The organism is Streptomyces sp. NPDC004647 (genome assembly GCF_040609575.1).
In the GTDB taxonomy this organism is placed as follows: domain Bacteria; phylum Actinomycetota; class Actinomycetes; order Streptomycetales; family Streptomycetaceae; genus Streptomyces.
Genome location: NZ_JBEXKU010000124.1, coordinates 1 through 16,224, shown reverse-complemented (window position 1 = coordinate 16,224; position 16,224 = coordinate 1). Strand labels below are relative to the sequence as shown.

Below are 16,224 nucleotides of genomic sequence, written 5' to 3'. Positions count from 1 at the left end.
CTCGCCGCCGTCAATGACGCGTTGAGGGAACTGGAGGCCGAGCGGCAACGGCGAGCCATCGAGGAGGCGGCCTTCGACAACATTTGGCGGGGCGAATGACGACCGCACGTGGCGATGGTCGCCGCCACCGTGATCACGGGCGCCCGGACGTATCACGTCGGTGGGCGGCACCACCCCCGTGGAACAGCTCCCACGGCTCATCCGGCACCAGCAGGTGAGCAAGACCCGCGCTGCCGGATACGCCAGGCTGCCGGATAAGCTCGTCCTGGAGGCGCAAGCGGCACAGCCGAAGCTTCGCCACGAGAGTGTCCCCCGTCGTGGAACGCCCTCGGTCCACCGGGCTCTCGGCGACATCGGTCAGGGGTCCCTCTCCAGGGAATCCGACGACATCAGCACGGGATCCCCACCCGATTGGATCCCACAAAGCCGCAGGTAGACCAATTCCGTCGGTGGCCCGAGCTACAGCGATGTCCTCCGGGCCTCGGTCTCCTGGGCCCCGGTCTCGCTGATCCAGGCCAGGCGGGTCATGGACACCATCCTCGATGGCCAACCCTTGGCGGAGCACCTCGACGAAGCCACCGCCCACCTCGGCCTGCCAGTTGACATTCCGCCGGCCCGTGGCGCACGGCCCTGCCGTGCACAGGCTGCCCTGCAGCGGCTGCCTGCCCGCCGCTTTCTCGTCTGCGAATTGGTCTGTACATGACCGACTTTTCTGCCAGGCTGTGTGCCGTTCCACCCTCCCTGCGCAACCAAAAGGAGTCGGCACATGAGATGGCAACGTTGTCAAAGCATCCTCACCACGGTGATCGCCGCATCTGCCACCGCAGCCTTATGCGCGGCGCCGGCGACTGCGGCGGACACGTGGACGGAAGCGGGCTCGGACCGCGCGGATCCGCTGACCGAAAGCCAGGGTCTGACCTCGGTCGAGGTCCCCGCAGGCAGCCCGAACCGCTACACCGGGATCGGAACCATCCCGTCCAGCGTCAGTAGCCGGGGCTGGAACCACGTCGGCGACCCGGACGCGTCCTACAACGGCTATTACATCGAGCCGTATCAGCGGGATTCCGGCACCGCCAAAATGTTCCGCGTACAGGCTCCGGACGGCAACTGGTCGGAGTACGTCCACGCGCTCGCGCCCGGCGAAGCGCCGAACAATTCGTTCGCCACGATCACGCCGAACGGGCAGTGGATGGTGTCCGGCGAGTGGGGCACCATGGACCGGCTCCTGGTCTTCCCCACCCCTGGAGTCAACGCCGGCACCTCGCCCTCGGCGGACCTTCCCCACGCTTTCTCCATCAAGCTGGACCACGCCGTGCGCGACATACAGGGCTGCGACTTCTCCAGCGCGACCACACTGCTGTGCTCCTCCGACGACCCGGAGGGCTCGCTCTTCGGCATCACCAAGCCCCTCCTCCAGGTGGACCTCCCCACCGAGTTGTCCGGCGCGGACGTCACGGGCCACGTGACCGCACTGCGCCAACTCCCCCTGCGGAGCTCCTGTTCGGGCGACTTCGAGACCGAGGGCATCGACTACGACCGGCGCAGCGGCACCTTGCGGGTCATCGTCATCTCCCCCGGCTTCTGCGTGATCACCGACAGCAAGACGTACCGCTTCAGCAGGAGCTGACCCCTTCCGTACGGGTACATGGCGCCCATCGGGACGGAACCTGGTGCGCGTGCGGGGCCCGGTGGTCATCGGGTGATGGCCACCGGGCGAGACCCTGGCATCCACGCAGTGCCCGCAGCCATCACTTCCGCTCATGTCCTGGTTTCGTAACATCCAGTGGCACAAAGCATCCACTTCCATACTGTGGTCCACCTCGCCGCGCGAACACCTGCGCGGCCAGTCCCGAGGGGGGACCATTTTGAAGCGTGCCCGCACCATGGCCGCAGCTGTTACGGCTGCCGGCCTGGCCACCGCCGTACTGCTACCCGCCCATGCGGAGGCCGCCGGCTCCGTCCACCTGTACAAGATCTACTACGACAGCCCGGGCTCGGACCGCGGGGGCAACTCCAGCGTGAACGCCGAGTATGTCCAGATCCGCAACTCCACCGGCCGGGCCGTCAGCCTCAAGGGCTGGACGCTGACGGACGCCTCACGGCACAAGTACACGTTCGGCACGTACACGGTCGGAGCCGGGAAGACCGTCACCATCCGCACCGGCAAGGGCAGCAACACGACGTACACCCGCTACCAGAACCGCTCCTGGTACGTGTGGAACAACACGAGCGACAAGGCCACGCTGCGGAAGTCGACCGGCACCACCGTCGACACCTGCTCCTACAACTCCTCGCGCTACGACTCCAAAATATGCTGAGCTGACCGCACCCCGCCCCCGCTCTCCCAACCGGGAGGGCGGGGACCGCGTCCTCAGAGAGTTGTCGCCCGAGGACTTCAGCCCATCACGACCCCGGGAACACCTCCCGCTGGATGCCCTGTTGCATCGTTGCATCGCTGCATCAGGCTCAGGGGTAGCTCACGCAGCCGCGAAGCGCTACGGCCACCCGGCTGATCCCGAGCGCATTGAGCCATCCCGCAACCTCATTGGGCACTCTCAGCACGTCGCCCGTGCGTTCGCTGGTGTCACGCCGACAGCGGGCCTCTGCCATTCCATTCGATTCTCATGACCCGAGATGGTCGCAGTAACGTGGCCTGCCCTCATGGCTCAACGGTCACTTTCGAAGGATGACTGGAAGTCCCCGGCCGCGCTCGTGCCAGGCCGGGTTGGCGCCTTTTGAGCTGCCGCGGCCAGTCTCGCTGATGGAATCGTGAAGCCGCCAACAACGTTGCGCGAGAGGAGTCTTAGCATGCGAAAGAGGGGCAAGTTACGTACGCGTGTGATCGGCGGATTCGCCGCGGTCGCGGCCGTCGCTGGACTGACCATGCCAGGGACGGCGCAGGCAGCACCGGCCGGCTGGTCCGACTGCCCGAGCCAACACGTCTGCTTCTGGACGGGCGACAACGGGACAGGCCAGATGTGTTACTGGTCCGGCGACGACCCCGACTGGCGGGGCGGCTCCATCCGATGTTCCTGGTCCAGCAGCAAGAGGGCGCAGTCGGTATTCAACAACGGGACCTCCGGCGCCTCGGTGTCGTACTACACGGGCGCGAACTACGGAGGCAGCCGTGGGGGCTGCACCGCGAGGGGCGGTAAGGGGAACTTCGTGGGCAATAGCGGACAGGGGTACTTCCTCCGCTCCCACAAGTGGGCCTGCTGACACGAGTTGAACGACCGCGCCGCCGCCCCCACGCACAAGGGGCGGAGGGGGACGGGCTGGGTGCGATGACGACTCGGCATCCGACAGGAAGATTCTGTCACCGCAGGGCTCTCGCAAGCCTCTGGTTGAGCCCGTCGAGCCGGTCGAGCAGCCGGTTGAGCAAGAGACGAACCGCATAGGGACCGCTTGCGCCGTGCCACGATTCACTCGGGGCACGGCGCACTTGTTGTTGCGGCCGCGGAGCGTGATCCGCCGGACGGGTCCGTGAACGTCGCGTCAGGTCATGGAGAATGTGGCGACGTACTCGGCAAAGGGCTCGATGCCGACTTCCGCCCGCAGCTCGTTCATGCGCTCGGGATCTCGGCAGGGCCACGGAACGGGCGAACCGTCCTTCACCCCGGCGATCTGTGTGCCGTAGATCTGCTTGCGCCCGTCGTTCACCAGCACCCGGTCGCGCAGGAAGGCCAGTTCGCGAGACCCGGCGGTGCCTGCGGCCACCGCCTGTTCCATCATGTGAACCGCGCGCCGCTGCACATCGAGCTGCCGGTCGGCGTGCTGCGCAATCAGCCATGCGCCACGCGCAGCAGCATCACCGACGAGCTGCGCCGTCGGCCAGCCGTACTCATCCATGATCTCGTTGAGCCGGTCACCGTGCTGTGCGGTCAGACGACGCCACGCCAACTGCTCAGCAGGGTCCTCGCTGTTCGCGCAGATTGAGGTTTCATGGTCCGCCGCAGCCATGCTCACAAGCTCCGCCGCCAATGCGGCAACGCTGTCGTGCCTCACTCTCACTCCAGGGGTCGGGTCAGCGCTCCTCGTGTCGGACCGTCAACGCTAACGGCGCACGCCGCCATGAAGATCATTCCGAAGAACGGTGACAGACGCGGCCCTGTGCAGGGATACTGGATCTACACCCGGAACAGCCCAGCCATATCTGGCCCAGCGCGTCATGTCCGTAACCACAGTCGGACTGCTCCGTCAAAGCCGGAGGGGCTTACCGCGGACCGCAGGGCACGGCTCGGCGCCGGCTCACGCTCCATCGCTCACGGCCGGCCGCCCCGCGAGCGATGGTCCCGCTCGTCCCCGGGTTCCGGGACGGTGTTCCTCGGCTGTGTCGGCCGGAGCGGGGCAGACCCCCGTCCGGCCCCGCTCCGGCGAGCGGCCAACGGCGAGGCCGTCCGTGGCTCCACCGCCAGGTACGTCGGAGTTGTCCATAGGGGTGCGACCCCTCCCCGCCGACATTCGGGGTGGTGCGGCGGCGTGCGGGAGCCGGCCGGACACCATCAGCCGGCCCGAGCCCGCAGTCACAGCAGCAGAGCTCTGATCATTGCTCGGGCAACTCGGACGTGTCAACTGTTGTTAATAGCTGTAGCGTTCAAGCATCGACCCGCTGCCAATCACACCGGGCCAGCAGGGTCTCGGAGAGCAACATCTGTTGCCTGAGGTGGCGGAGACAGCCGCAGCTGGGCATACTGCTTGCGGACTGCGATCCACAAGCGCAAAACAGCCGGGGGTTCTTCCACATGGGCGACACCAGCGCGGGCGCAGCCGATCTCGCGTCCGAGCGATTCGCTGAACGCCTGGAGCATCTCTTCGCGCACATGTACCCCGCTTCGCAGGGCCGCCCGTACACCAACGGAGAGGTCGCGCGGGCCACCGGCCTCAGCACCACCGCGATCGGCTATCTGCGCACAGGCCGTAACAGGCCCTCACTGGAGACCGCGGCGCGGCTGGCCGGTTTCTTCGGCGTACCCCTGGACTTCTTCCGTAATGACGAGATCGCCGCCCAAGTCCAGGCCGAATTGGCAGACTTGGCCGCGATCCGTGACCACCGGGCCCGGCGGATCCTGCGCCGATCGGCCGGACTGCCCGCGGCGATGCAGGCCGCCGTCGAGCAGATCATCGATGAGTACCGCAAGGCAGCGGGCCTTCCGACGGATCCGGATGATGACGAGCAAAGGACAGCATGAGCGGTACTGCCACGGGGGGTGCCATACCCCTTCAGGAGATGCCTCCAGAGCGGCACATGGCATGGCAGATACCCTCCAGGGACGGTGAAGAGGGCGTGCGGATCACAGGCGGTATGCACACCAAGGCAGTCCGCAAGCGCTGCGAGCGGCGACTGGCCGAGCTGGAACTTCCCCCCACCAGTGACATCCACGTCCTGGTCGCGCACATCGCCGAGCGACTCGGACAACCCATCAAGCTCGTTCCCAGGAATCTCGATCCGCGCGAGGTCTCCGGGCAGTGCGAACTGCGGAACGGCACCTACTGGATCACCTATCAGGAGAACACCAGTTACTGGCATCAGATGCACATCATCTGCCATGAACTGGGCCATCTGGTCGGCGGCCACGAGTGCATCGACATCGGCGACGAGACCATGACCGAGCCCGTGCCGCCGACGCGGATCCTCAGCGAGAGCACCGTCGCCCGGATGCTCGGACGCTCCCATTACGACAACCCTCCGGAGCGCGAAGCCGAGATCCACGGCACGCTCCTCAAACAGCATCTCGCCGCCCACGCCGCCACCCCCGCCCAGGCAGCCACCTGGGTGTCCCCCGCCCTTGAGCACACCTGGGGCGGACGTGTTTGATGCGGCCTACCTCGGCGCGGCTCTGGTCATCGGGGCTGCCCTTGCGTTCAAGCTGCGCGGTTGGCGAGAGGCACGGTCCGCGCAGCTGGCGTTCTCCTGCGCCTGCCACGCCTTCGTCGCTCTGGCCTTCCTCTCAGCCACACCCGCGGCGTACGAGCTCATCGGCTCAGTGACGGGCATTCCCAATCTCGCCACACTGCTGGTCTACGGCTTCATCACCTGTTTCAGCGCCTCCGCGCAGGGCTTGGCGCTGCTGTGGACCACGATGACCTCCGATCCGGCCGAGACGTGGTCCATCGCCGGGACGCGGGTCACCCGCCGTCTGGCGGTCTACGCGGCGCTGCTGCTGACGATGATCTGCTTGTTCGGCTACGCCGCAGCGAGCGGGTACCTCCCCGGCCGCCCCCACCCGCTCGACTTCGACACCTTCTACGCGGCCCAGCCCCCGGTCGCCGTATTCCTCTTCGTCTACCAGGGCAGTTACGCGTACGCGCTGCTCGGAATCGCCCAGGCCTGCTGGCGGCACGCCGACGAGCTCGCCGCACGCGATCCGGAGCGCGTGGCGGTCCGCACCGGAGTGCGGCTGATCGCGTCCGGTTGCCAGGTCGCCCTCGGCTACGTCCTGTGCAAGGTCGTAGCCATCGGCGCGGCACTCCAGGGCAGGCGCGACTTGGATGTGCTCTCCACCGTGGCCGGGCCGATGTTCGCAACGATCGGCGCCATGCTGATGTGCGTGGGTTTTGTCCTTCCTGCACTCCGCGCATGGCAGGAACGCCGCAACGCCTACATCGCGCTCCGCCCGCTCTGGCTCGCAGCGGCCGAAGCCGACGACAACATCCTGCTCGACCCGGTACCGCCCAAGCTCAACCACCTCTTCGCCGTCCGCGACCTGAAGTGGCGGCTCAGCCGCTGTACGGCCGAGATCCGCGACGCCCAACTGGCGATGCGTATGTGGGAAGACCCGCTGGTGGCCGACACCGCTGCCGCCCTCGTCCTCGAGCAGGGGCAGTCCGAGGAAGAGGCCGAGGCCGCCGGTGCCGCGGCCGCCCTGCGCGGCGCGATCCGGTCCCGGAGGGCCGAACTGGACCGCATCGCCCGCGAGGTCGTCGCGCACGGAATGCCCGTGGAGGCGGTACCCGACGCCGTCGCCGAGGCTCTCACCCACAGCCCGGTGTCCCGTCCCGCTGAGCCCGACCACCTCACCCCGCCGGCACCCCCGCCGGTTCCCGCGCAGGAACCGGCGGACCAACGCGCCGAACGCGACCGGCTGGTACGCATCGCCCGCGCGCTGAGCAGCCCAGCGGTCAGTGAGGCGCTGCGCCGCACCGAGCCGGTGGAGGCACCGTGAACCTGACCGCCGAGCAGGAGCGGCGCGCCCACGCCACGTACCGGCGCCTGGCCGTCGTGGACTTTCCCGAGGATCTCAGGCTCGGCCTGAACCTGGGCTTCTACCGCACCTTCGCCGTACCCGCCATCGCCCGGGTACTGACCGGCACGGGCAAGATGACCGGGCGCCCCAAGGCACGGGCCAAGGCCACGGGCGCGGTGATGTACACGCTCATCGAGCACGGCCTGGACCATCCGACGGGGCGCGAGACGGTCGCCCTGCTGAACAGGCTGCACGCCCATCTGCCGGTGGGCGACGAGGAGTTCGTCTACGTATTGGCGGCGTTCTGCGTCGCTCCCCTGCGGTGGATCGACGCGCGCAGCTGGCGGTCGACCACCGAGGCGGAGAAGGACGCGGCGTTCGACTTCTACGCCGGACTGGCTCAGCGGATGGGCATCAAGGGGGTGCCCGGCTCGTACACGGCGCTCGCCACCTGGATGGACGAGTTCGAGGAGCGCCGTTTCGCGAACACGGCGGAAGGCCGGGCTCTGCTGGACGCGACCCGGGGGCTGCTGGCCGACCGGTTCCCCCGTCTGCCGACCGCGCCTGTGCGGGCGGCCTCGGACGCGCTGCTCGACGAGCGAATGCTGGTGGCATTCGGTGTCGAACCGCCGCCGTCTGCAGTCCGGGGCCTGGTCGGAGCGGCCTTGCGATGGCGGGCGAGCCGGCTGCGCAGACGGCACCGTCACCGTGGGCCGAACCGCTGACCCAGGCGCTACGGAGGCAGCCGCGGCTGCTCGATTCCGGCCGATCCGGACCCCGTTCGGGGCTTGATCGGGGCCCATTCGGATAGGTTCTGGCTACAAACATACTGGTCAGTAGCACCGCGTTGGCAGAAGATTCTGCCGTGGAAGCCAGTGAACGCCGACGTGAGATCCTCATGCTCGCGCGACGCAGAGGATCGGTCGAAGTCGCCGCGTTGGCTACGGACTTGGCCATCTCGCCGGAGACCGTACGGCGGGATCTGCGCGTGCTGGAGGAGCACGGGCAGGTGCGGCGTAGGCACGGCGGTGCGTACCCCGTGGAGAGCGCGGGGTACGAGACGACGCTCGCAGTCCGCACCACCCGGCACGTACCGCAGAAGGCCCGGATCGCGGCGGCCGCCGTCGAACTGCTGGGGGACGCGGAGACGGTCTTCGTCGACGAGGGCTTCACCCCGCAGCTGATCGCGGAGGCACTCCCCCAGGACCGGCCGCTGACCGTGATCACAGCCTCGCTCACCACCGCGGGCGTTCTGGGCGGGCGGGACAATACGCAGGTGCTGATGCTGGGCGGGCGGGTGCGGGGCGGCACAATGGCCACGGTGGATCACTGGGCGACCGGGATGCTGGCCGGTTTCGTGATCGATCTGGCATACGTCGGGGCGAACGGCATTTCCTGCGAGTACGGGCTGACCACCCCCGATCCGGCCGTCGGCCAAGTCAAGGCGCAGGCCGTGAAGTCGGCTCGGCGCCGGGTCTTCTCGGGGATCCACACCAAGTTCGGCGCGGCCAGTTTCTGCAGGTTCGCCGAGGTGCGGGATTTCGAGGCCATTGTCACCAGCACCTCCCTCTCCTCGACGGCGGCCCAGCGCTATTCGCTGCTGGGCCCCCAGGTCATCAGGGTGTGAGCAGTCCGGCGCGCGGCTGATTCGCAGTCCCCGGACGAGGGGCCATTCGCTACTCACCCAGGCGCACCAACGATCCGGAGAGCGGTCATCTCAGCCACAGGAGGCGGTCAGGCAGGGATCCTCTCCTGAGCCACCCGCTGCATGCCGAACCGCGTGCGGCAGGATGGCAGATCGCGTCGGGTCGTCCACGTACGTCTCGACGTATTCGCTTATTCGCACTCACTAGAGACAAGCAGGTGGCAAGGTGACGGCACATCACATCCGTCTCGCAGCAGGACCGCTCCCCCGGGCAGCGGGAGTCGGCCGGTGAACCGCGCATTCACACTGCACGACTTGATCGTCGCCGGGGCCGCGCTGGCCGCCGGTATCGCGGCGGGCCTGCTGCTGCGAGCGGCTCTGCGGTGGCTGGGAACGCACGCGCGCAGGACACGGTGGAGCGGGGACGACGTCATCGTCGACGCGTTGCGGGCCATAGTGCCCTGGGCGACGATAGCCGCCGGCCTGGCGGCGGCGACCGCGGCGCTTCCGCTGACGGAGAGTGTCGGACACAGCGTCAACCAGACGCTGACCGTGCTGCTCATCCTGGTCGTCACGGTGACCGCGGCCCGGGTGATCACCGGTCTGGTGAAGTCCCTGGCGCAGTCCAGATCCGGCGTGGCCGGATCGGCCACCATATTCGTCAACATCACGCGCGTCGTGGTGCTGGCGATGGGCTTCCTCGTCGTGTTGCAGACTCTGGGCGTCTCCATCGCCCCTCTGCTCACCGCGCTGGGTGTGGGCGGTCTCGCGGTCGCCCTGGCACTGCAGGACACCCTCGCCAATCTCTTCGCGGGCGTGCACATCCTCGCCTCGAAGACGGTGCAGCCCGGTGACTACATCCGGCTCAGCAGCGGCGAGGAGGGTTATGTCGTCGACATCAACTGGCGCAACACCGTGGTGCGCGATCTCTCCAACAACCTGGTGATCATCCCCAACGCCCAACTGGCCGGCACCAACATGACCAACTTCAACCGGCCGGAACAGCAGCTGTCGATCATGGTGCAGGTGGGAGTCGGCTACGACAGCGACCTCGAGCACGTCGAGCGGGTCACCACCGAGGTCGTCGAAAGCGTGATGAAAGACATCACCGGCGGTGTCCCCGACCATGAACCGGCCGTCCGCTTCCACACGTTCGGGGACTCCAGAATCAGTTTCACGGTGATCCTGGGGGTCGGCGAGTTCAGCGACCAGTACCGGATCAAGCACGAGTTCATCAAGCGCCTGCACCAGCGGTACCGGACCGAGGGCATCAGGATTCCCTCCCCGGCGCGGACCGTGGCACTGCAGCAGTCGGGCGAGATCGCGATACCGCACCAGCGCGGAGCGTCGGAGCCGGTGCCGTAGGGGCGGGGGCCGTTGACGTCGGCCGTGCCGTGCGCCCGCGAGCGCTGCCCACGTGGGCCGGCAGCTGCCCACGTGGGCCGGCACATGACGCCGATGAAAGGGCCGGCCGGGGAAGCCCACGCCGACGGAAAGCGTTCATGAGGTATGGCTGTCATCCACAACACCACAATGAAGCCCGGCAAGCTGGAGCTTCTTGCATCCTGGCTTCCCACGCAGCCGTGGTACATCGGCGCGGAGCGCGAGCCGGAACTGTCCAAGGCCGGCGGCTTTCGGCTTGATGACCCGCAAGGCGAGGTGGGGATCGAGTTCATGGTGGTCACCGACGAGTCAGACGATCGACCGGTCTCGTACCATGTACCGCTCAGTTACCGCGGGGCACCACTCGACGGAGCCGGTCAGGCCCTCATCGGCACGTCCGACCACGGGGTGCTGGGACGGCGGTGGGTGTACGACGGGGCTCACGACCCAGTTCTCGTCGCTCAGTTGCTCGCGCTCCTCCAGGGCCGCGCCGAGCCGCAGGCGCAGAGCGCGACCAACACCACCGACTCCTCCGTCACTACCTACTTCGCCGGAGTCGGCTTCCCGACCGTGATCGGGTCGACGGCCATCGCGAACGGGTCACACGGCACCCACCTCGTCGTCGAAACCAAGGCAGAAGCCAAGCTGAACACCGAGCCGGCGGGACATCTCGCCATGCACATTACGCGCGTTCTCCAACAGGACCGGCGGGCTCCCCGCACCCACACGACCGAGGCCCAGGGATACGTCACTGCTGGTTGGCGCATGCCGGATGGCGGCGAGAGCCGCGACCTGTTCGTTGTCCTTCGGGACGCAGCGCCCCAGGTCTGAAACCGACGGACGTTATTGACAGGTGGGTCTCTCGTATCCAGGAGACCTGCATGACTGAACGCGAGCTCTCAAAGCGCGCCCCGCACCGTCCGGCCGTACTGCGGCAACAGGTACCCCGATGCCCCTACTCCGAGCCGAGTGCTGTGACGCGCGCCGCGCGGGCGGCCCTGGCCGTCGGCCGTCGATCAGCAGCATCAGCAGCAGGAGCGCGGCGCGTGCTGCTCGCGGTGCCACCAGTAGGCATCGCGGGCGGGCGCCTGCGGGACCTCGGGCAGCACGGCGTTCCGCACCGGAGCGGCCTTCGGGGCCGGAGCGGCTTCGGCGGCCTCGGCGAGGAGGCCGTCGACGCTATGCACCGTCCCGTCGGCGACGACCTGCCGGACCGCCGCGGCCGCCGCGATGTCCGTCAGCGGGTCGCCCTCGACCAGGGCCAGGTCGGCGAGGCTGCCCGGCCGGACGGTGCCGAGGTGAGCGGACAGCCCCAGGGCCCGCGCCCCGTGCGCGGTGGCGCAGCGCAGCGCGTCGTACGGGCTGGCGCCGTAGCGCACCAGCGCCTGGAGGTTGAGGTGGTAGGTGACCGCTGCGGGAACCAGCGAGCTGTCGGTGCCGATGACGACGTTCGCGCCGCTGCCGATCATGCGGCTGACCGTCTCGCCGTTCTGCCTGAGGAGGGCGAGCGCGACCGTCGGCTCCTCGGCGCGTGCCCTCTCGACCCCCTTGCGGAAGATCTCGTACTCCGTGGCGGCCATCAGCCCGGTCAGCCGCGGGTCGTCAAGGGCCCGCTCGGCGTGCCGGTACAGCCCCGGCAGCAGGCTCGACCCGTCGGTCGCGGGGAGGCCGAGGGTCGGGGTGAAAGCGAGGCCGGAGCGGATCAGGGGCTCGGTGACGTCCTGGTAGGAGCGGCAGAGCCAGGTCTCCTTCTGGCGGCGCCCGTAGCGGCTGGTGCCCCCGATGTGCTCCACTCCGTCCGCGCCGAGTCCGAGCGGGCCGAACAGGTCGTGGGAGCTGGTGGGCAGGCCCAACTCGTGGGCGGCCTCGATGACCTTGCGCTGGAGCGCGTACGGCAGCCGGACGTAGGTCTTGACCATGTCGTGGCCGAGGGCCTTCGCCTTGCTGATCTCGCGCTGGATCCCGTCGGTGCCGGTGACGCTGCGGACGACGTTGTAGGAGACGCGTGACCCCTCGATCAGGTCGCCGGCGGCGAAGACCCGCGGCCCGGTGCGGCGTCCGGACTCGACCGCCTCCTTGGCCTCCACGGCGGCGTAGTGCGCCGTGCCCGGAGAGCGGAGGGAGGTGATGCCGAAGGAGAGCCACAGGCGGGAGGTGTCGTTGCGGGGCCAGGGACCGTGCTCGTGGACGGAGATGAGGCCGGGCATGGCGGTCAGGTGGCGGGCGTCGACGATCCGGTCACCGGGCCGGGAAGCGCCCGTGCCGCGCGGGGTGACGGCCGCGATGCGGTGGCCCTCCAGGGTGATGTCGACGTCGCGGCGCAGCCGCGGGCCGGTACCGTCCCACAGGGCGCCGACCTGGATCACCGTGCGGCCGGTCGGCCTGGTCGGGCGCCAGGTGAGCTTCACGGGCACCGCCCGGACCCGGCCGCCGACGGCGTCGGTAAGGCGCAGCCGCCCGTTGGAGAGGTAGAGCAGTGAGCGCGAGTCGCCGCTCCAGCTGGGGGCGTCGGCGGTCTCGTCCCCCACCTGCCGGGCGGGACCGGTCGGGCGGCCGGCAGCGTCGATGGGTACGACCCGCAAGGTGCCGCCGATGACGCACGCCATCGACGTGCCGTCGGGCGAGTGGACGGGTCCGCTGTCGAAGCGGCCGTCGAGCGAGGCCCCGGGGACGGGCTCGGAGTAGTGGGCCTCACCGCTGTCCAGGTCCACGGTGAGGATCTGGTTGCGGCCCTCGCGAAAGCGCGGCGTGACCGGGACGACGACGGCGCCGGCGATCCGCCGGCCATCTGCGGTGAAGCTGGGCCGGCCCGGGGCGAAGAACGGTCCGGCGACCTTGCGGAGGTTCCCGTTGGCGACCTCCACGGTGTGCAGGGTCGCACCGTTGCCGACGAACGCGACGGTGCGGCCGTCCGGGCTGAACGCGGGCGCGTCCGCGCTGAGTTCGGGGCCGGTCAGCCTCCGCTGCTCACCGCTGTCCAGATCGTGCAGCCACAGGCCGGGAGTGCCGCCACGGTCGCTGCTGTAGACGAGGGCGCGGCCGTCCGGCGCCCAGGCGGGGGCGGTGTTGCGGTGCCCGTCGGAGACGACGGCCTTGGGCACGGCGCCGCGCCGCATGATCCAGATGTCGCCGAGGGCGGCGAACGCCACCCGGGCGCCGTCCGGGGAGAGCGCCGGACTCAGGATGCCCTTGACCTCCCGCCGTGCGGTGGAGTCGAAGTCGCGCGCGCTGGGCCGCTCGGCGACCCGGGGCACGGTGAGCCGGGCGGCGAACGGTATGTCGCGCACCCGGCCGCCGAGAGTGCGGCGGCGCAGCCTCCCGCCGGCCGTGTACAGCAGCTCGTCATCGGAGATCCAGCGGGCGGCGAAGGGGAAGACGTCCTCCTCGTCCCCCTCGTCCTGGCCGGTGACGCTCTCGCCGTCGACGACGAGCGAGGTCCGGGCCGGGGTGAGATGGACGTAGGCGAGGCGGGCACCGTCCGGGGAGAAGGAGGGCCCGGCGACCCGCCCCTCGGAGACGGTGGCGAGGGTGCGGCGCGCTCCGGATGCGTCCACGAGGTCGATGGCCCGCGGGGCGTCGGCCGTGCCAGTGGTGAAGGCGATGGCCGAGCCGTCCGGGGTCCAGGCCGGCTGCGCCTCCTGGCCGTCGCCCTGCGTCCAGACCTGGGTCCTGCCGCTGGCCAGGTCCAGGACGTGGACGGCGTAGCGGCCGGCGTCGGTCTCGGCGGCGTACGCGATCCGCTCGCCGTCCGGGGAGAATTGCGGCTCGCGGTGGTCGGCTGTGCCGGAGGTGAGGCGGCGGGGGCTGCCCGTTCCGTCGGCGTTCATGAGCCACAGGTGGAAGTTGCCGTCGGCGTAGGACTGGAAGACGATGCGCGTGCCGTCGGGCGATAAGTCGGGCACGGTCGCCTCCTGCTCGATACCGGTGAGGCGGACGGCGTCGCCGCCGGTGGCGGGGAGCGTCCAGAGGAGACCCAGCAGGTCGAGGACGATGGTCCGGCCGTCCGAGGAGAGTACGGCCGAGGCGTTGGTCGCCTCGGTGACCGTGATCCGCTCCACGGGGGCGGCGTCCGGAGCGGCGGCCCATGCCTCCGCCGCCGTACCGGCCGCACCGCCGCTCAGCCACGCGGCCCCCGCGCCTCCCACGGCCTGGCCACTGCGCTTGACCAGCGTCCGTCGCGTTAACCCGAACTCGAGTCCCACCAGCCACTCACCTTTCCTGGATCACATCGACTCGCCCGACGATAAGAGGTGATCGCGGACCTCTGGCAGCCCCGCGCAGTGGTTGATGCGTAAACGTAAACTTGACAGACTATTCGAACTTGAGCGACGCATATCTGGAATGCACGATCCGCAGCACGGGCTTCTGGACAAGCCGGCCACGCAGCCAGAACAGGCGTCCGTCCGGCTCCTGCGTCGTGCACAGCGGGCTCGAAAACCCTCGACAAGGCCATTGCTGCACCACATTCATGCAGATAGCATGCGGCACCGCCAAACCATACCGCCGATCGGAGCCCATTAGAGAAATTCTCCACGAATGTGACGCTATGTCGGTAAGCAAGTCCACACAGACCTTGCCCATCCCCACCGAGAGCAAGATTCGCGAGTCAAGCACCGTGGAATACCGACAAGAGAATTCTTGACACTCGGGAAGAACGCCGGAGAGCTTTCTTGGCCTTGAACATCGTCTTCGCCGGAAGCACCCTTATATACCTGGCCGTTTTCCTGTACAAGTTCAATCACTTACGCGCCAACTGGGACAACGCCAGGTTGTGGACCATGTGCATCGGCTGCCTCTTCTTCCTAATTCCCCGAGCGGTGGGTGGGCCGACCAGCCAGCACTTCATCAATGAGGTAACCGGCGTCCCCAACATCGCGATTCTGCTGATGTGTATTGCGCATAGCGGAGCGTCGGCAGCATTCGTATCGCTAGCCTTATTCTGGCGCTATCCGACCCAGGTGGCATGGCCCCGGGTACGCTGGATCATCGCCGCCTGCGCCCTGAACGTGGTCATCCTCGTCACACTCTTCGCCATGTTGGACGTGCCCGAGGAACGCGTAAGCCAAAATTTCGCCTCGCATTACATACCAAAACAACCTCTGCTCTTCGTCTTCTACTTGTTCTACTCCGTACCCACGCTGACGGGGTTTTCCATGTTGTCCTTCTGGTGCCTCGCCTGGGCACGCACAGAGGACTACGCCAGTTTGCCACGGTTGCGGCGCGCCCTGTCCCTCTATGGTTGGTCCAGTGTTTTCAAGTGCGTCTTCCAAGCGGGACAGCTCGGGATCTTTATCGCGATTAAGTTCAGTGCGTACCCACTGGAAAATGTGATGCAAATCTTTGTCATCGTGGCCGGTCCACTATTCGTTCCGATGCTCGCTGCGGCCCTTCTGGTTCCCTGGTGGGGCCCCCGCTGGGAAGCCTTTCGCGACTGGACAAAGCGGTGGCAGGCATTTCTCGCCCTCCGATCCCTGCATCACGCCCTCCAACCCGTAGGACCGGCCAGCGTTATCGTCGCCCAGGACAAGAAGCTCGACCCACACCACCGCGTGCGCCGCATGGTCATCGAACTCAATGACTGGTGCCTGGCCCTCTCCCCCCTCTTCAACCCCACAACCCAAGAACAAGTCGAGAGCCACGGCCGGAAAGTCGGCCTCACCGGCACAGAACTCGCCGCCCTCATCGAAGCAGTGCAGCTCCACACCGCCAAACTCGCCTGGCAACAGGGCACCCGCCCTCCCAGCAACGGCACGGAACATCAACACGATGAAGAAGTCCGAGACGGTACCGGAATCGACGAAGAAATCATTTGGTGGATCCAGGTGGCCCGTGCCTACAAAACCACTGCCGCGTTCTCTGAGACCGTGTCCTACTTCGGAGACTGAACCGTTCGGACAACTGAACCGTGTCCCGGCACCGTTCCTTCTGCGGGTGGCACCGTCATGTCACCCTCGCGTCGGCCGCCCATGCCGTCGCTGCCCTGGCCGATATGTCGGGAGAGGAGTTGCGTTA

General features: G+C 68.0%; 13 protein-coding genes and 1 pseudogene. 12 read left to right on the top strand and 2 right to left on the bottom strand.

The window, feature by feature from the left end; genetic code table 11:
- From ABZW18_RS32155 to ABZW18_RS32140, 4 genes and pseudogenes are all read left to right on the top strand, one after another.
- A pseudogene (locus ABZW18_RS32155) lies at positions 1-99 on the top strand (GPP34 family phosphoprotein); the annotation flags it as partial.
- A 667-nt stretch (positions 100-766) separates the two neighbouring features.
- The gene (locus ABZW18_RS32150; protein ID WP_356194422.1) at positions 767-1,627 is read left to right on the top strand and encodes a hypothetical protein; all 861 of its coding nucleotides are present in this window, start codon (positions 767-769) and stop codon (positions 1,625-1,627) included.
- Positions 1,628-1,883: 256 nt separating this feature from the next.
- Positions 1,884-2,318, top strand: a complete 435-nt coding sequence (locus tag ABZW18_RS32145; protein WP_356194420.1) for a lamin tail domain-containing protein — start codon at positions 1,884-1,886, stop codon at positions 2,316-2,318.
- Between the two features lie 490 nt (positions 2,319-2,808).
- The gene (locus tag ABZW18_RS32140; RefSeq protein ID WP_356194417.1) at positions 2,809-3,219 is read left to right on the top strand and encodes a peptidase inhibitor family I36 protein; all 411 of its coding nucleotides are present in this window, start codon (positions 2,809-2,811) and stop codon (positions 3,217-3,219) included.
- A gap of 276 nt (positions 3,220-3,495) precedes the next feature.
- Here the strand turns inward: ABZW18_RS32140 and ABZW18_RS32135 are convergent, their stop codons facing one another.
- The gene (locus tag ABZW18_RS32135) at positions 3,496-4,005 is read right to left on the bottom strand and encodes a DUF6624 domain-containing protein (RefSeq protein WP_356194415.1); all 510 of its coding nucleotides are present in this window, start codon (positions 4,003-4,005) and stop codon (positions 3,496-3,498) included.
- A 737-nt stretch (positions 4,006-4,742) separates the two neighbouring features.
- Between ABZW18_RS32135 and ABZW18_RS32130 the strand changes: the two genes are divergently transcribed.
- The 7 genes from ABZW18_RS32130 to ABZW18_RS32100 all read left to right on the top strand — a co-directional run bounded on the left by ABZW18_RS32130 (position 4,743) and on the right by ABZW18_RS32100 (position 11,043).
- Positions 4,743-5,189 carry a helix-turn-helix transcriptional regulator gene (locus tag ABZW18_RS32130; RefSeq protein WP_356194413.1) on the top strand — a complete coding sequence of 149 codons (447 nt, stop codon included), beginning with the start codon at positions 4,743-4,745 and terminating at the stop codon, positions 5,187-5,189.
- 56 nt (positions 5,190-5,245) lie between these two features.
- Positions 5,246-5,815, top strand: coding sequence for a hypothetical protein (locus ABZW18_RS32125; protein WP_356194411.1), 570 nt, complete (start codon positions 5,246-5,248; stop codon positions 5,813-5,815).
- Positions 5,787-7,163, top strand: a complete 1,377-nt coding sequence (locus tag ABZW18_RS32120; protein WP_356194409.1) for an MAB_1171c family putative transporter — start codon at positions 5,787-5,789, stop codon at positions 7,161-7,163. The genes ABZW18_RS32125 and ABZW18_RS32120 overlap by 29 nt, the downstream gene beginning before the upstream one ends.
- Positions 7,160-7,909: an oxygenase MpaB family protein gene (locus ABZW18_RS32115; RefSeq protein WP_356194407.1), complete on the top strand. Its 750-nt coding sequence runs from the start codon at positions 7,160-7,162 to the stop codon at positions 7,907-7,909. Before ABZW18_RS32120 ends, ABZW18_RS32115 begins: the two co-directional genes overlap by 4 nt.
- A gap of 140 nt (positions 7,910-8,049) precedes the next feature.
- Positions 8,050-8,811, top strand: coding sequence for a DeoR/GlpR family DNA-binding transcription regulator (locus tag ABZW18_RS32110; protein WP_356194404.1), 762 nt, complete (start codon positions 8,050-8,052; stop codon positions 8,809-8,811).
- 306 nt (positions 8,812-9,117) lie between these two features.
- The gene (locus ABZW18_RS32105) at positions 9,118-10,194 is read left to right on the top strand and encodes a mechanosensitive ion channel family protein (RefSeq protein WP_356194403.1); all 1,077 of its coding nucleotides are present in this window, start codon (positions 9,118-9,120) and stop codon (positions 10,192-10,194) included.
- A 144-nt stretch (positions 10,195-10,338) separates the two neighbouring features.
- Positions 10,339-11,043, top strand: coding sequence for a 1,4-alpha-glucan branching protein (locus tag ABZW18_RS32100; protein ID WP_356194401.1), 705 nt, complete (start codon positions 10,339-10,341; stop codon positions 11,041-11,043).
- A gap of 194 nt (positions 11,044-11,237) precedes the next feature.
- Here ABZW18_RS32100 and ABZW18_RS32095 read toward each other — a convergent pair whose 3' ends face one another.
- On the bottom strand, positions 11,238-14,414 hold the full coding sequence (locus ABZW18_RS32095) for an amidohydrolase family protein (RefSeq protein WP_356194398.1): 3,177 nt from the start codon (positions 14,412-14,414) through the stop codon (positions 11,238-11,240).
- A 468-nt stretch (positions 14,415-14,882) separates the two neighbouring features.
- On the opposite strand from ABZW18_RS32095, the gene ABZW18_RS32090 reads away from it, so the two are divergent.
- Positions 14,883-16,097 (top strand): MAB_1171c family putative transporter, encoded by a 1,215-nt coding sequence (locus ABZW18_RS32090; protein ID WP_356194396.1) that lies wholly within the window; start codon positions 14,883-14,885, stop codon positions 16,095-16,097.
- Positions 16,098-16,224: the final 127 nt, after the last annotated feature.

Bases quoted from the DNA above. Each gene is read 5' to 3' on its own strand.
- ABZW18_RS32125 (WP_356194411.1), top strand. From the start codon at position 5,246: ATGGCATGGCAGATACCCTCCAGGGACGGTGAAGAGGGCGTGCGGATC.
- ABZW18_RS32150 (WP_356194422.1), top strand. From the start codon at position 767: ATGAGATGGCAACGTTGTCAAAGCATCCTCACCACGGTGATCGCCGCA.
- ABZW18_RS32140 (WP_356194417.1), top strand. From the start codon at position 2,809: ATGCGAAAGAGGGGCAAGTTACGTACGCGTGTGATCGGCGGATTCGCC.
- ABZW18_RS32130 (WP_356194413.1), top strand. From the start codon at position 4,743: ATGGGCGACACCAGCGCGGGCGCAGCCGATCTCGCGTCCGAGCGATTC.
- ABZW18_RS32145 (WP_356194420.1), top strand. From the start codon at position 1,884: ATGGCCGCAGCTGTTACGGCTGCCGGCCTGGCCACCGCCGTACTGCTA.
- ABZW18_RS32100 (WP_356194401.1), top strand. From the start codon at position 10,339: ATGGCTGTCATCCACAACACCACAATGAAGCCCGGCAAGCTGGAGCTT.